The sequence below is a fragment of the Ruegeria sp. CDSC054 genome (genome assembly GCF_059610645.1).
On the sequence record NZ_JBXWOA010000001.1, the window covers coordinates 224,725 to 240,794 of the forward strand.

Here is a 16,070-nt window from a genome sequence, read left to right on the forward strand (position 1 = left end):
TCGAGTTACCCCGACCATAGGTCGGGCGTGTGCGTCGTGCAAGACGCTCATTAAAGTGATGAGAATTTTGATATGCGCGTTTGGTTCAGTCTTCGTTACAACCCTGGTATCCCATCGCGGGCAAAAACGTCGCTGAAAATGCGCCTTGTGTCGAAAATCGACCGACTTGCCCCCACATAGACGTTTAGAACCGGTCCATCTGGTTAGGAGGAATCAAACGCAATGCCTGACGTCACCATTGTTTACTGGCGCGATATTCCCGCCCAAGTCATCGTCGGCAAAGGCCGTCGTGGCGCTAAGCGGCAATTAGAGGAACGGTTCGAACAAGCCATCGACCGCGCGGCCATGAAGGTGAACGCCAAGGACAGCGATGCCTATCTGGCCGAATGGCGCAAGGCGGCCCCCTTTGCAGTCGACGGCGACCCGTCCGAGATTGCCGAGGCCGAAGCCACGCGTTTGGAAACGGAATACGATCAGGACCGCATCAAAGCCCTGATCTCCAATGACGGTTGGGCTTGAGCCCGAGACATCTATGGGAGGCCGCAATGGCTTTGCTGAACTTCAAGAAACGTGATGCGGTCGAAAACGGCCCTGTAAACCCGACCGTCGAAGCCTTTTTGCAAGGCTATTCGATCGAGGTGATGCCGCGCACCGTCGAAAAGGTCGAAGATTTCCGCGCGTTGCTGCCCGAAGGCACGCGCGTTTACATCGCCCATATCGAAGGCACTCCGATCGAGGATATGGTCAAGACCGCCAAGCGGATCGCTGACGAAGGTTATCCGGTGATGCCGCACTTCCCTGCGCGGATCATCAAGGACGCCGCCACGCTGGAAAACTGGATTTCCATGTATCAGGGCGAGGCGGGCGTTGATCAGGCATTGCTGCTGGCCGGTGGTGTTACCAACCCGCACGGCGATTTCGACAGCTCGATGCAGTTGCTGGAAAGCGGTTTGTTCGACAAGGCGGGTTTCAAGCGCCTGCACGTCGCAGGTCACCCCGAGGGCAACAAGGACATCGACCCCGACGGCTCGACGAAGAATGTCGACGACGCCCTGCGCTGGAAGCAGAAATTCAGCGAAACCACGAATGCCGAAATGGCGCTGGCAACGCAGTTTGCGTTTGAAGCCAAACCGATCATCGAATGGGCCGACAGTCTGAAAGAAGCTGGTATTGATATTCCGATCCATATTGGTATCGCGGGTCCGGCCAAGCTGCAGACCCTAATCAAATTCGCCATCGCCTGCGGTGTTGGCCCGTCGCTGAAGGTCCTGCAAAAGCGTGCGATGGATGTGTCGAAGCTGCTGCTGCCTTATGAGCCGACCGATGTGATCACCGAACTGGCCAACCACAAAGCGGCCAACCCGGATTTCAACATCACCAATGTACACTTCTTCCCGCTTGGCGGCATCAAGACCAACGCCAACTGGGCCATCAATAACGGCGGCGCTTCGGCAAAGCCTGTAAACTCCTAAGGAACGGACATGACGCGTACAGTCGTAGAATCAAAAACAAAAACTGCCGTTCTGGGCTTTGACGAACCGTTCTGCGTGATCGGTGAGCGGATCAATCCGACGGGCCGTAAGAAACTGGCGGCCGAGCTGGAAGCCGGCGATTTCTCAACCGTTGAAAAGGACGCCATTGCGCAGGTTGCGGCCGGTGCGACCGTTCTGGATATCAATGCGGGCGTTGTCTACAACTCGAACCCCAACCCGAACGAGACCGAACCGCCACTGATGCGTAAGATCGTCGAGCTGGTGCAGGGTCTGGTTGACGTTCCGCTATGTGTCGACTCGTCCGTTCCCGGCGCACTGGAAGCTGGTCTTGAAGCTGCCGAGGGCCGCCCGTTGCTGAACTCGGTCACCGGCGAAGAAGATCGTCTGGAACTGGTTCTGCCGCTGGTCAAAAAATACAACGTGCCGGTTGTTGCGATCTCGAACGATGACACCGGTATTTCCGAAGATCCCGATGTGCGCTTCGAAGTGGCCAAGAAGATTGTTGAGCGGGCCGCCGATTTCGGCATCCCGGCGCATGACATCGTAGTTGACCCGCTGGTGATGCCCATCGGCGCGATGGCAACCGCTGGTCAGCAGGTCTTTGCGCTAGTCCGTCGCCTGCGCGAAGAACTGGGCGTTAACACCACTTGTGGTGCTTCGAACGTGTCCTTTGGTCTGCCAAACCGCCACGGCATCAACAATGCGTTCCTGCCGATGGCAATGGGCGCAGGCATGACGTCGGCAATCATGAACCCGGTGGCGCTGCCTGTGGGTCCCAAAAAGCTGGCCGAGAAAAAGGCCGAGGTCGAAGCCAAGGGGATCATTCTGCCTGCGGACATGGATGACGAAACCTTCTGTCAGCTGTTCGGTCTGGGTTCGACCAAACCGCGCGCCGGTAAGGAAATGGAAGCCATCCGTGCCGCCAACCTGCTGACCAATAATGACCCGCATGGTGGCGAGTGGATTCGGTTCAACAAATCCCCGGAAGAGGCCGGCGCAGCGGGCGCTGTAGGTGGTCGTCGTGGTGGCGGGCGTCGTCGTCGCGCCTGATCCAATCACTTGTTCCAGTGAACAAAGGCCGGACCATGTGTCCGGCCTTTTTTCGTATTGGTGCTGATCGCCGCCGGAACCTGACAAGATCGCTAGATTAGTGGCGATATCGCGATACCCGTCACGTACGAAGATGAGCCAACATCGTCGCCCAACACAGGCAGACTCTGACTTAAGCAAGCGTTTGGAAAAAAAGAATACTTCGTGGAGCTGGTCGATCTGCAAGCGCAACTGGCGTTGAGGCAGAAGATATTTCTATTTCACGGAACCAGGTGCGATGTCCTGTTCGAAGGATGGGGTGTGTCAGGACGGAACAAGGCGGTGCCGCTTTTCCGATGATGGGTTCTTGAAGTCGATAAGCCTCTGGTGATATCGGTGAAAAACGCGGCGGGTATGATGTAATGGTAGCCTGTCAGCTTCCCAAGCTGAACGCGCGGGTTCGATTCCCGCTACCCGCTCCAGAACTCAATTTGTCATCGGAAAAGCTTAGAAATCAGCGCTTTGGGTGTGGTTGTGTCTGTGGTCATTTACTCCGGGCGACGCGCCTGAAATAGGTTGATATCAGCCGGGATGTGCACCGCACCATTTTTGGCAAAGGGGTGAAACGCTTCGGCGACGGCGTGTTGGATCGCAGTCACGTCGTCGGGGTTACCGTCGAAATGGGTAATAACACGGGCGGCGGGGCCAACGCGGGTGCATAGGGCGGCGCAATCCAGCAAAGAGCCTTGAAAGTCCAACATCAGGTTAACAGAATCGGCGCGAATATTGCTTAGACCTGCCTTTTCCAGCAACCCGGTAACACGCTCACGATCATGAAACGCCAAGGGGCCCGGTGCATTCCGGTCGACCTTGGGCGGCGTGCCCAGCCGTTCCGTGGCCGCGATATGGGGCATTCTGAACCATGGGTTTTCGGGCAATGGCCCCCAGGCGGCAAAGGTCATCGTGCCGCCGGGTTTAAGCGCGCGGGTAATGTTGGTAAAGGCGGCAACCGTATCCTCAAAAAACATGACCCCAAATCGCGAGATCATGGCGTCTCGGTCTGCTGCTTCAAAGGCGTAGGTCTGGGCGTCGGCGAACTGGAACGTGATGTTTTGCGATCCGGCATCGGATGCCCGTGCCGATGCGCGGTTCAGAAATGGCTGCGAGACATCGGCAGCCAGAACATGGCCATCTGGCCCCACGGCATGTGCGGCGGCGATCGCGCTTGCGCCCGTACCGCAGCCGATATCCAGAACACGCATGCCGGGTTTTAATCCGGCACGTTCTAGCACCAGATCAAGGACCGGGGCCATCAGTTGATCCAGCTGGTCCTCATAGGTCAGCCATTTGGCTCCGGACGGGGATTTCCCCCAATATTCAGCCTGTTCCTCGTTTGCGATTTGCATGCCGCCCCCTTTGTCAGGAGTGACTATGACCGCCTGCGCCGTCTGCGACCAGAGCCTTCTTCTCCGCCACCGGCATTGAAGGAGGGCGAGGGCAGAGTGACCACCTGCGCCAATTCCGGGAACGGATCCGTCTTGTGCGGGATGGCATTTGCGGCGACGAAATGGTCCTGAAATTTCGGCTCGATGGCCGTTTCGACCTTGGTGATCTCGCGTACGACACGCTCAATCTCGGACCGGGCACCAATGTTGCACAAGGCAATCCGCGCGCCGGTGCCAGCCGCGTTGCCTGCACTTGAGACTTTGTTCAAGGGCGCATCGGGGATCATACCCAGAACCATCGCGTGCTTGGTCGAAATATGCGCGCCGAACGCCCCGGCCAGCACAACGCGATCCACCGTGTCGACGTTCATTTCATCCATCAACAGGCGTGCACCGGCATAGAGCGCGGATTTGGCCAGCTGGATGGCGCGGATATCGCCCTGCGTAACCGTGATGCGCGGACCGCCCTCGGCGCTGGCGTCGTGGATCAGATAGGCGTGGGTGCGACCTTCGGGTACACAACGAGGCGTGCCGGTCTGGTCTGCAGACCCGATCAGGCCGCTCTCGTCCAAAAGCCCGGCGATGCGCATCTCGGCGACAGCTTCGATAATGCCCGAGCCGCAGATGCCGGTGATGCCGCTTGTGGCAATCTCTTGATCGAAACCTTCCTCGTCGGACCATTTTTCGGACCCGATCACGCGAAAGCGCGGTTCCTTGGTGACAGGGTCGATTTCGATGCGCTCAATAGCGCCGGGTGCGGCACGCTGGCCGGAACTGATCTGCGCGCCTTCGAATGCCGGGCCGGTGGGTGAGGAACACGCCAAGACGCGGCTGGTATTACCCAACAAGATCTCAGCATTGGTGCCCACGTCCACGATCAGCACAAGGTCTTCGGATTTTCCCGGTTCTTCTGACAGCGCCACCGCGGCGCAGTCGGCGCCGACATGGCCCGCAATACAGGGCAGGATATAGACCTGTGCGCGCGAGTTCATATTTGTCAGGTCCATCTCACGCGCGGGCAGGGACATGCTTTCCGAGGTCGCCAAAGCAAAGGGGGCCTGACCCAACTCAACCGGGTCCAGTCCCAGCAGCAGGTGGTGCATCACCGGGTTGCAGACGAACACCGTTTCCACGATCAGTTCGGAACTAATCCCGGCTTCCTCAGAAATTGAGGTGGTCAAATCGTTGATCGCCTCACGCACGGCTTTGGTCATCTCCTGATCACCGCCGGGGTTCATCATCGAATAGGACACGCGGCTCATAAGGTCTTCGCCAAAGCGGATCTGCGGGTTCATCAGGCCGGAAGACGCCTTGACCTCACCTTTTTCCAGATCGGTAAGGTGGGCCGCGATTGTGGTTGAGCCGAGGTCGATGGCCAGTCCGTACAGCCCATGTTCGTGCAGACCGGGCCAGATTTCGACCACGCGGGCGACCTCGTCCTTGTGGCCTTTGTGAACGGCGACCGTGACTTCCCATTTGCCTTTGCGCAGAACGGGTTGCAGTTTGGACATCAGGGACAGGTCAGCGGTGACGGCCTCAATGTTCCACTGCTCGCGCAGGGCGCGTTCAAGCCGTTCCAGATCCCCAGTGGGCGAATGCATGTCCGGCTCTTCTACCACAACGAAATACAGCCGTGTCGCCGGATCCATTGTGATGGCTCGCGCTGCGGCGGCTTTGCGGACAACCTGACGGTGGACCTGGCTTTCGGGTGGGACGTCGATCACAACGTCGCCTTGGACTGTCGCCTGACATCCCAGGCGACGACCCGGCTTCAGACCGCGCTTGTCGTCATAGCGCTGTTCGACCGCGTTCCATTCACTCAATGCGCCTTCGGAGACGGACACGCCGTGCTTGGGAAACTCGCCATAGCTGGGCGTGATTTGACACTTCGAGCAAATCCCGCGACCGCCACAGACCGAATCCAGATCAACACCCAACTGCCGTGCAGCGGTCAGAACCGGAGTACCCACGGGGAAATGCCCGCGTTTGCCCGACGGGGTAAAGACGACAAGGGGGTCGGTGGTCATGTTTGGCCTGCCTTTTGTATTCGCGCGTATGTCGCGCAAGATATGGGTTTGTGCGCAAAGTGAAAGGCCAATCAGCGGCACGTTTTGTACGTCTAGCGTCGTTTTTTGCTGCGGCATCTGCCCGCAACGACAAACTAGTTTAGGTCAGGGGCTTTTCCTTAGGTTAAATCCATGTAATAGGGTCACCGCCAAACGGGCTTTTGCATGGGGTTAACAGATGCAGATTCGTGAGGCACTTACCTTTGACGATGTTCTTTTGGTTCCGGCGTCCTCGTCGGTGCTGCCGGCGACGGCGGATACGACCACGCGTGTGACGCGTGAAATCACGATGAACATCCCGCTGCTCAGCTCGGCCATGGACACGGTGACCGAGGCGCGCATGGCCATCGCAATGGCGCAGGCAGGCGGTATCGGCGTTGTTCACAAGAACCTAACGGTCGAAGAGCAAGCCCGAGAGATTCGTCGCGTGAAGCGATTTGAGTCGGGCATCGTGTACAACCCGGTCACGCTGAGCGTGAACCAAACGCTGGCGGACGCGAAGGCGCTGGTGCAGCGCTATAACTTTACCGGCTTCCCGGTCGTCGATGAAAGCGGGCGCGTCGTGGGTATCCTGACCAATCGCGACATGCGCTTTGCGACCTCGGACGAGACGCCGGTTCACGTGATGATGACATCGGACAATTTGGCGATGCTGCAGGAACCTGCAGATCTGGAAGAGGCCAAGAGCCTTATGAAAGCCCGCCGGATCGAAAAACTGCTGGTGGTCGATGGTGAGGGCAAGCTTACAGGCCTGCTGACCCTGAAAGATACCGAGCAAGCCGTGCTGAACCCGACCGCCTGTAAGGACCGGCTGGGACGCCTGCGGGTCGCTGCGGCGACTTCTGTTGGTGATTCTGGTTTCGAACGGTCCGAACAGTTGGTGGATTCGGGCGTTGATATCATCGTGGTCGACACTGCTCATGGGCATTCGCAGGGCGTTCTGGACGCGGTGCGGCGGGTCAAGACACTCTCAAACGAGGTCCAGATCATTGCGGGCAATGTAGCGACGAGCGAGGCCACCAAGGCGCTTATCGATGCCGGTGCGGATGCAATCAAGGTTGGCATAGGGCCGGGCTCCATCTGCACAACCCGGATGGTTGCAGGCGTCGGCGTACCCCAATTGACAGCGATCATGGACTGCGCGACGGCTGCCGGAGATGTTCCGGTCATCGCCGATGGTGGCATCAAATTCTCAGGCGATTTCGCCAAGGCCATTGCCGCAGGCGCGTCCTGTGCAATGGTTGGCTCGATGATCGCGGGAACGGATGAAAGCCCGGGTGAGGTGATCCTGTACCAGGGCCGTTCGTTCAAATCCTATCGTGGTATGGGCAGCCTTGGCGCCATGGCACGCGGGTCGGCGGATCGCTATTTCCAGAAAGACGCGGCCAGCGACAAGCTGGTTCCCGAAGGGATCGAAGGGCAGGTGCCCTACAAGGGATCGGCCAGTGCAGTAGTTCACCAGCTGGTCGGCGGCCTGCGCGCGGCGATGGGTTATACCGGCTGTGCAACGGTCGAAGAAATGCGCAAGAACTGTAACTTCGTCAAAATCACCGGCGCTGGCCTGAAAGAAAGCCATGTGCATGACGTTCAGATCACGCGTGAAAGCCCGAACTACCGGGTAATGTGACGCAACAGAGTTTGCAGCACGGCGCTCCAACGCGGGCGCCGTTTTGCGTTTTTTGGGTTTGGCAGAGAAATCGGAAATATCTTATGACCCCAGCAGCGCGTGTTCAGGCTTCGATTGAAATCCTTGATGATATCCTCGCAGGGGCACCGGTTGAAAAGGCTTTGACAGGATGGGCGCGCCGCAGCCGGTTTGCTGGCTCGAAAGACCGGGCCGCCGTGCGCGATCACGTTTTCGAAGCGCTGCGTTGCAAACGGTCCTTCTCGGCCTTGGGCGGGGCAGAAACCGGGCGCGGGTTGATGATCGGTTCGATCCGGTCAACCGGCGGTGATCCAGAGGCGCTGTTTACAGGCGAACGATATACGCCAGAGCCGTTAACCGCCGCCGATGCACCGCGCGCGTTCAGCTCGGATGCCGAGCGGTGCGACATCCCCGAATGGCTCTGGCCGCGCTTTCAAACGTCGCTCGGGGATCAGGCAGAGGCGGCGGCACAGGTATTGCAAACCCGTGCACCTGTTCATTTGCGTGCTAATCTTGCCAAAACCGATCGTGCTGGTGCGATTGCTGCTTTGACCGTTGATGGGATCAGCGCGCAGGACCATCCGGCGTGTGAAACCGCCCTAGAGGTCACTGAAGGGGCCCGGAAAATTGCCCAAAGCCGCGCTTATTCCGAAGGTCTGGTTGAATTGCAGGACGCAGCCAGCCAAGCCGTGGTCGCAGCGCTCGATCTCCAGCCAGGTCTGCGTGTTCTGGATTATTGCGCAGGCGGTGGCGGCAAGTCCTTGGCTCTGGCGGCCCATTCGGGTGTCGAGGTCTTTGCGCATGATGTGAACGTAGGGCGCATGCGCGATCTGCCGACGCGGACGAAACGGGCCGGTGTGCGTGTTACCTGCCTGCAGCCGGAAGATGTGGCCCGTCAGGCGCCGTTCGATATTGTCCTGACGGATGCGCCATGCTCGGGCAGCGGCTCGTGGCGGCGTGCCCCGGCAGGTAAATGGGTTCTGTCCGAAGAAGGGTTGAACGCGCTGAATGCATTACAGTCCGACATCTTGAATACTGCCGCTCAACTGGTTGGACCGGGTGGAATTCTGGCCTATGCGACCTGTTCCATGTTGGATGATGAAAACGGCGACATTGTCGACGGATTTCTGAAACTGAATCCCGACTGGACCGAAACGCTGCGAAAGTCGTGGCTTGTGACACACGGTGCAGACGGGTTCTTTACGTCGCACTTGACGCGATAGTGTGTCATTGCATAACAACCCTAGGTAGATGTTTTCGCTATCCTTAAGGGGGCGTTAACCAAATTCGGGCTGAGTGTGACAAAGCCTTTTGACCTGAGTTGTTAATGTCCGACACTGCAGAGATCTTTTCTGAACCGACCTCGCGAAAAACGCCGGCCTTCTCGCGCCTTGTACCGCTCGTTGTTCTGGGCACATTGCTGAGCGTAACACCGTTGACAGACGTGTTACCGACCGCCTGGAATACGGGGCTTGTTGTTGCTGGCGTCTCGCTGTTATCCGCCGGTCTTCTTGTTGTTTTTCGGGGGTTCACGGCCGAACGGACGGCACGCAATTCGGCAGAAGTGATGGCCGTCTTCACCGAACAGGACTTGTGTCCGACGGTGATCGCCAACGCAAATGGCGATATTCTGAGCGCGAACACGCGGGCAAGGGCGCAGATAAATGCTTTTCCGGGTGCGCGATTGCAGCATTGCCTGAAATCCAAATTCGCTAACCCCGCAGCGATCCTGCTGCGCCTGCAATCCATCGCAGAAATCCACGAACGCGCCCGCGAAGATATCGTGACCGTTGGCTCGACAATCCCGATCTCGGTTTTCAGCGTGGGGCAGGATGTGTTCTGCTGGCGGTTTCATCTAATTGAAGGCGGGCAATGGGATGACGCCCCTGTTCCAGTGCTGACAGAGGGTCGCAACGGGGCAATTCTGCGCGTGAACGGAATGGCAGAGGCCATGATCGGTAACAGGCCCGACGTTATGGGTAAGATATTTCCCAATGACATCCCGCAACCGGGTGAAATCTCGCTGGTTGAAACTTCGGACGGGCGGGTGCCTGTGACCGTGTCCGAGCTGTCCCGCTCGGGCACTGTGCGTGATCTGCTTTTGTTGCCGATGAAAACTGCGGGTCCATCCGGGGGCGATGCCCCGTTCGCTGAACTGCCCGTGCCGGTTATGTGTTTGTCCCCCGAAGGCGAAATTTTGGATGCGAACCGGATGGCGATCAAGCTGATCGGAGAGATCCAGCGGGGCAAGTCGAACGTGGCCGAAATCATGCACGGGCTCGGCTATCCCATCCTGGATTGGTTGACCCGCACCGAGACCGAAGAGAATGCCGTTCCCCGGTCGGAATTTCTTCGCCTGTCACGTCAGGACAAAGAAGTTTTCGTGCAAGTCACACTGAACCGAGTGACGTGCAAGGGACAGACTTGTCTGATCGCCGTCCTGAATGATGCGACCGAGTTGAAGACACTGGAAGCTCAGTTTGTGCAGGGGCAAAAGATGCAGGCTGTCGGGCAATTGGCGGGCGGCGTGGCTCATGATTTTAACAACCTTCTGACTGCGATTTCGGGGCATTGCGATCTATTGCTGCTGCGGCATGATCAGAATGATCCGAACTATGGTGACCTGGTTCAGATCAACCAGAACGCCAACCGGGCCGCGGCGTTGGTCAGTCAACTTCTTGCATTCTCGCGAAAGCAGACTTTGCAGCCCGAGGTTCTGGACCTGCGCGACACAATTTCCGACCTGATCCATCTTTTGAACCGCTTGGTGGGCGAAAAGGTTCGCCTGACGTTAAGCCATGATCCCGTCCTGAAGCCTGTGCGCGCAGACAAAAGGCAGCTCGAACAGGTGTTTATGAACCTGGTTGTGAACGCACGGGACGCGATGCCCGAAGGTGGCGAGGTGCGCATCGAGACTGAGGTTATTTCTCTGACCGAACCGTTCCGGCGGGATCGTGCAACGGTTCAACCCGGCGAATACGTCACCGTGAAAGTGATCGACAGCGGCACAGGCATTCCCGCAGACAAGCTGCAAAAAGTGTTTGAGCCATTCTATACGACCAAGCGCACCGGTGAGGGGACCGGTCTTGGATTGTCGACGGTCTACGGCATCGTCAAGCAGACCGGAGGGTTCATCTTTGTCGATAGCATTCAGGGCAAGGGAACCGAATTTACCGTGTATCTGCCGGTTTCAACCGCACCGCAGAAAATTGATCAGGACATCGCCAGCCTTCCGGAAAACCCAACGTCCCGGCAGGGTGAAGGCGTGGTTCTTCTGGTCGAGGATGAGGCCCCGGTTCGGGCCTTTGCCACACGTGCATTGCGATTGAAGGGCTACACCGTGCTCGAAGCCGGATCCGCCGAAGAGGCGCTGCACCTGCTGGAGGATGGGTCGGTGCATGTGGATGCTTTCGTGACAGACGTGGTCATGCCCGGCATGGACGGGCCAACCTGGGTGCGCAAAGCGATGGAGACCCGACCGAACGTGCGGGTGATCTTTATGTCTGGCTATACCGAAGGCGCCTTTGGTGATTCAGGCCCCGAGGTTGCGAATTCCACCTTTTTGCCCAAGCCGTTCTCTCTGACGCAGTTGACCCAGGCTGTGTTTAACCAACTAAACTGACTAAAGCGCCGTTTCGTGGCAGGAAAATTCGGCGGCGTGGTGTTTGCGGAACTTCTTTTCCGTTTGCGGCGACAAGAATAGGTCGCGCTTTGGTGAGACATTCTCGCGCTGCAGGGTGATTTCCATGTTCAACCGGTCCTGCAGAAAGTTCAGGATCTTGTCTTGATTTTCGTATTTAAAAACATGCGTTGCACCGAAACCGTTGTTACGGGTGCGGAAAAACTGGCTTTGACTGCCGACATCTGCGAATTCCGGGCGGGGGTTTTGCATGTAACCTTGCACAAAATCATCAAAGTTCAGGTCGCGGGTTGAATGCGGATGCCCGATGCGGTCGTCCCGGCTGCGGTATTTGTACCAACTGCCGAGCCAGTCGATAGGTTCGCGCACGACGGCCATGATTTCCATTTCGGTGTCATACATTTTGCGAAAAATGTTCTGAAAAAACCTATCATAACGGCGAACAGGCGCATGTTTCAATTCGGGCGGGCCGGTGACGACAAAGTCGGCCCGCGCGCTTAGGGCGGTGTGATAGGCCGTGCTGCCTGTTTTTGGAACTGCCAGAAACGCAAGGCGTTCTTTATAGAAAACAAGCATTTATTCGCCCTTCGCAGCTTGATTTTGTAGTCGCAGATTGGCGTAAACGACTCTTTAACACAATTGCCGAACAGTAAGTATTGTAAGTTTTAGTTGAAATGTTCTCTTTTTGGTCCCATAAGGAACAAGAGGCGAACAAAGCAGTGATTGCCGCCCGATCATGGGTGTGACAAAAGAGAAGGCGACAGGACAATGGCGGATCTTCTGACAATGAGCGACAAGAAAAACGCAGACAAGCAAAAGGCGCTTGATAGCGCGCTGGCGCAAATCGAACGGCAGTTCGGCAAAGGGTCGATCATGAAGCTTGGTGAGGATTCCAAGCAAGACATCGACGCAAGCTCGACCGGATCACTGGGTTTGGATATCGCGCTGGGAATCGGTGGTCTGCCGATGGGCAGGATCGTCGAGATTTATGGCCCGGAAAGCTCGGGTAAGACCACGCTGACACTGCATTGCATAGCGGAACAGCAAAAACGCGGCGGGGTGTGTGCATTCGTGGATGCCGAACACGCGCTGGATCCTCAATATGCCCGCAAACTGGGTGTTGATCTGGATGAGCTTCTGATCTCGCAGCCTGACACAGGTGAACAGGCGCTAGAGATCACCGACACGCTTGTTCGTTCGGGCGCGGTGAACATGGTTGTGGTCGACTCGGTTGCGGCATTGACGCCTAAGTCCGAGTTGGAAGGCGATATGGGTGACAGCAGCGTCGGCGTTCAGGCCCGATTGATGAGCCAAGCAATGCGAAAGCTGACCGGTTCCATTAACCGCTCAAACTGCATGGTGATCTTTATTAACCAAATCCGGATGAAGATCGGCGTAATGTTTGGCAGCCCCGAAACCACGACCGGTGGGAACGCGCTGAAATTCTACAGCTCGGTTCGCTTGGATATTCGCCGCATTGGCGCGATCAAGGACCGCGACGAAGTTGTCGGCAACCAGACGCGCGTCAAAGTGGTCAAGAACAAGGTGGCGCCGCCCTTCAAGCAGGTGGAATTCGACATCATGTATGGCGAAGGCATCAGCAAGATGGGTGAGTTGCTGGATCTGGGCGTCAAGGCTGGCGTGGTTGAAAAATCGGGCTCGTGGTTCAGCTATGGTGACGAACGGATCGGGCAGGGGCGTGAGAATGCCAAACAATACCTGCGCGACAACAGCCGCATTGCGCTGGATATCGAAGACAAGATTCGCGCCGCGCATGGTCTTGAGTTCGACATGCCGCCCGGTTCTGCCGAGGAAGACGACATCCTCGAGGCATAAGGGAAGCAGTCGGGGGCTGCAGAAATCCCTCGGTTTTGCAAAAATTGAGAATACTCCAAACAAGGCGGTCCGCGTGGCCGCCTTAACTCGTTCTGCATACGGTTATCTTGTATTATTGGTGTGTACGGATCTTGTTGACAGGTTTTCTAGCCCTACAAAAAGAAGGCCGATTTATCTTTGTGGACTATCTTTGGGGACGGGGATAAACCAATTCAGAACACTGAGATTGCGCGCCGAGAGAGCCATATGCCCACGCTAAACGAAATCCGCTCAACCTTTCTGAATTATTTTGCCAAACAGGGGCATGAAATTGTCGCGTCCAGCCCGCTGGTTCCGCGCAATGACCCGACTTTGATGTTCGTGAACTCGGGCATGGTGCAGTTCAAGAACCTATTCACCGGCGTTGAAACCCGAGATTATCAGCGCGCCACGACGGCGCAGAAATGCGTGCGCGCCGGCGGTAAGCACAATGACCTCGATAACGTTGGCTATACTGCACGTCACCACACTTTCTTTGAAATGCTGGGCAATTTTTCGTTCGGCAACTACTTCAAACACGAGGCGATCCCTTTTGCGTGGGAGTTGATCACCAAGGAATTCGGTATCGACAAGAACCGCCTGCTGGCAACGGTGTATCACACGGATGACGAGGCGTTTGAAATCTGGAAAAAGGTCGGCGTGCCCGAAGACCGGATTATCCGCATCGCCACCAGCGACAATTTCTGGCAGATGGGTCCGACTGGTCCGTGTGGACCGTGTACGGAAATTTTCTACGACCATGGCGATCACATCTGGGGTGGGCCTCCGGGATCGCCCGACGAAGACGGCGATCGGTTCATCGAAATCTGGAACATCGTTTTCATGCAGAACGAGCAGTTCGAAGACGGCTCGATGGTCGAACTCGACATGCAGTCGATCGACACCGGCATGGGGCTGGAACGGATCGGCGCGCTGCTGCAGGGCAGCCATGACAACTATGACACCGACCTGTTCAAGACATTGATCGAAGCGTCTGCTCATGCCACCGGGGTTGATCCCTATGGCGACCAGAATGTGCACCACCGGGTAATTGCGGACCACCTGCGCGCGACATCCTTCCTGATCGCGGATGGCGTGATGCCTTCCAATGACGGGCGTGGCTATGTGCTGCGCCGGATCATGCGTCGCGCAATGCGTCATGCGCATCTTCTGGGGGCGAAAGATCCGGTTATGTATCAGCTGGTGCCAAGCCTGGTGCAGCTGATGGGCGCGCAATACACCGAGTTGGGACAGGCGCAGCCGTTGATCGAAGAGACGCTCCTGTTGGAAGAAACGCGGTTCAAGCAAACCCTCGATCGTGGTCTGAAACTCCTGGATGATGAAGTTGCAGGCTTGCCCGAGGGCGCGGCACTTCCGGGTGATGCGGCATTCAAATTGTACGACACGTATGGGTTTCCGCTGGACCTGACGCAGGACGCCCTGCGCGAAAAGGGTCGTTCCGTGGACACGGACGGGTTCGACGCTGCCATGGCCGAACAAAAAGCCAAGGCGCGTGCTGCATGGGCTGGTTCGGGTGAAGCTGCAGATCAGGCAGTGTGGTTTGATGTGCTGGATACTGCCGGAGCTACGGATTTTCTGGGCTATGACACGGAAAAGGCCGAAGGGCAGATTGCCGCTTTGGTGGTTGACGGTGCGTTGGTCGACACAATTGAAAAAGGGGGATCCGGCTGGGTGATTGTCAACCAGACACCGTTCTATGGCGAAGCTGGCGGTCAGATCGGTGATACTGGTGAAATCCGGCGTTTGGAAGAACGCGATGACATGGCGCGGGTCGAAGACACCAGAAAATTCGCTGATGGCAAAATCTATGCCCACAAAGTGACCGTTGATCAGGGCGCTTTGTCCAAAGGTGACGCGGTCGAGCTTGAGGTCGACCATGCGCGGCGCACGGCAATTCGCGCAAACCACTCGGCCACGCACCTGCTCCACGAGGCGTTGCGTGAAACGTTGGGCGATCATGTTGCACAGCGCGGCTCGCTGAACGCGGCTGACCGGTTGAGGTTTGACTTCAGCCATTCCAAGGCGCTGAGCGCGGAAGAGATCCAAAAGGTCGAACGCGATGTAAATGACTTCATCCGTCAGAACTCGACTGTCGAAACGCGGATCATGACCCCTGATGATGCGCGCGAACTGGGTGCACAGGCGCTGTTTGGCGAGAAATACGGCGACGAAGTCCGTGTCGTGTCCATGGGCAAAGCTCCGACCGGTAAAGGTCAGGATGGCGAGACCTGGTCGATTGAACTGTGCGGCGGCACCCATGTACGTCAGACTGGTGACATCGGTACTTTTGTGGTTCTGGGCGACAGCGCCAGCAGCGCGGGCGTACGCCGGATCGAGGCTCTGACCGGTGACGAGGCGCTGCGGCATCTGTCCCAGCAGGATCAGCGTCTGGGTCAGATCGCATCGGAACTCAAGGCGCAGCCAGATGACGTTGTCGGCCGTGTCAAAGCACTGTTGGACGAACGCAAATCGCTGCAAAACGAAGTGGCGCAGCTGCGCCGCGATCTGGCCATGGCCGGCGGGGCCGGGCAGAGTGGCGGCGAAGCGCGTGAGGTGAACGGGGTCGCCTTCCTTGCGCAGGCGCTGAACGGCGTATCGGGCAAGGACTTGCCGGCGTTGATTGATGAGCACAAAAGCCGTCTGGGGTCCGGCGCCGTTCTGCTGATCGCGGATGCGGGCGGTAAGGCTGCTGTTGCGGCCGGTGTGACGGCCGATCTGACCGACAAGGTTTCGGCAGTCGATCTGGTTCGTGCGGCCGTCTCAGAACTGGGCGGCAAGGGCGGCGGTGGACGCCCCGACATGGCGCAGGGCGGTGGCAAGGACGCGTCGAACGCAGATGCGGCGATCAAGGCCGCAGAACAGGTTTTGGGAGGATAA

Annotated in this window: 11 protein-coding genes and 1 tRNA gene; 9 read left to right on the plus strand and 3 right to left on the minus strand. The window is 57.6% G+C overall.

All coding sequences use genetic code 11. The features are described from left to right. The first annotated feature begins 222 nt into the window (after nt 1-222). From AC2FGC_RS01090 to AC2FGC_RS01105, 4 genes are all read left to right on the plus strand, one after another. A complete protein-coding gene (locus tag AC2FGC_RS01090; RefSeq protein WP_496764798.1) occupies nt 223-519 on the plus strand; it encodes a virulence factor in 297 nt (98 codons plus the stop codon). Nucleotides 520-545: 26 nt separating this feature from the next. Next, nucleotides 546-1,472, plus strand: a complete 927-nt coding sequence (locus AC2FGC_RS01095) for a methylenetetrahydrofolate reductase (protein ID WP_496764802.1) — start codon at nt 546-548, stop codon at nt 1,470-1,472. Between the two features lie 9 nt (nt 1,473-1,481). Then, nucleotides 1,482-2,543: a methyltetrahydrofolate cobalamin methyltransferase gene (locus AC2FGC_RS01100; protein ID WP_058271694.1), complete on the plus strand. Its 1,062-nt coding sequence runs from the start codon at nt 1,482-1,484 to the stop codon at nt 2,541-2,543. Nucleotides 2,544-2,930: 387 nt separating this feature from the next. Then, nucleotides 2,931-3,004, plus strand: a tRNA-Gly gene (locus AC2FGC_RS01105). 66 nt (nt 3,005-3,070) lie between these two features. Here AC2FGC_RS01105 and AC2FGC_RS01110 read toward each other — a convergent pair. Together AC2FGC_RS01110 and AC2FGC_RS01115 are read right to left on the minus strand one after the other, a co-directional pair. Next, a complete protein-coding gene (locus tag AC2FGC_RS01110) occupies nt 3,071-3,928 on the minus strand; it encodes a class I SAM-dependent methyltransferase (protein ID WP_496764805.1) in 858 nt (285 codons plus the stop codon). 23 nt (nt 3,929-3,951) lie between these two features. After that, nucleotides 3,952-5,994 (minus strand): ASKHA domain-containing protein, encoded by a 2,043-nt coding sequence (locus AC2FGC_RS01115; RefSeq protein WP_496781306.1) that lies wholly within the window; start codon nt 5,992-5,994, stop codon nt 3,952-3,954. A 217-nt stretch (nt 5,995-6,211) separates the two neighbouring features. Here AC2FGC_RS01115 and guaB point away from each other — a divergent pair, with 217 nt between their 5' ends. The 3 genes from guaB (at nt 6,212) to AC2FGC_RS01130 (ending at nt 11,300) form a co-directional block, all read left to right on the plus strand. After that, nucleotides 6,212-7,660, plus strand: coding sequence for an IMP dehydrogenase (guaB, locus tag AC2FGC_RS01120; protein ID WP_496764808.1), 1,449 nt, complete (start codon nt 6,212-6,214; stop codon nt 7,658-7,660). Nucleotides 7,661-7,743: 83 nt separating this feature from the next. Next, entirely contained in the window at nt 7,744-8,901 is a 1,158-nt protein-coding gene (locus AC2FGC_RS01125; protein WP_496781307.1) for an RsmB/NOP family class I SAM-dependent RNA methyltransferase, read from the plus strand. A 104-nt stretch (nt 8,902-9,005) separates the two neighbouring features. Continuing rightward, nucleotides 9,006-11,300, plus strand: a complete 2,295-nt coding sequence (locus tag AC2FGC_RS01130) for an ATP-binding protein (RefSeq protein WP_496727100.1) — start codon at nt 9,006-9,008, stop codon at nt 11,298-11,300. Here the strand turns inward: AC2FGC_RS01130 and AC2FGC_RS01135 are convergent, their stop codons facing one another. Then, nucleotides 11,301-11,894, minus strand: coding sequence for a sulfotransferase family 2 domain-containing protein (locus tag AC2FGC_RS01135; RefSeq protein WP_496727099.1), 594 nt, complete (start codon nt 11,892-11,894; stop codon nt 11,301-11,303). It abuts the gene before it with no gap. A gap of 192 nt (nt 11,895-12,086) precedes the next feature. Between AC2FGC_RS01135 and recA the strand changes: the two genes are divergently transcribed. After that, nucleotides 12,087-13,154: a recombinase RecA gene (recA, locus tag AC2FGC_RS01140; RefSeq protein WP_170557243.1), complete on the plus strand. Its 1,068-nt coding sequence runs from the start codon at nt 12,087-12,089 to the stop codon at nt 13,152-13,154. A 246-nt stretch (nt 13,155-13,400) separates the two neighbouring features. Continuing rightward, the gene (gene alaS / locus AC2FGC_RS01145) at nt 13,401-16,070 is read left to right on the plus strand and encodes an alanine--tRNA ligase (protein ID WP_496727098.1); all 2,670 of its coding nucleotides are present in this window, start codon (nt 13,401-13,403) and stop codon (nt 16,068-16,070) included.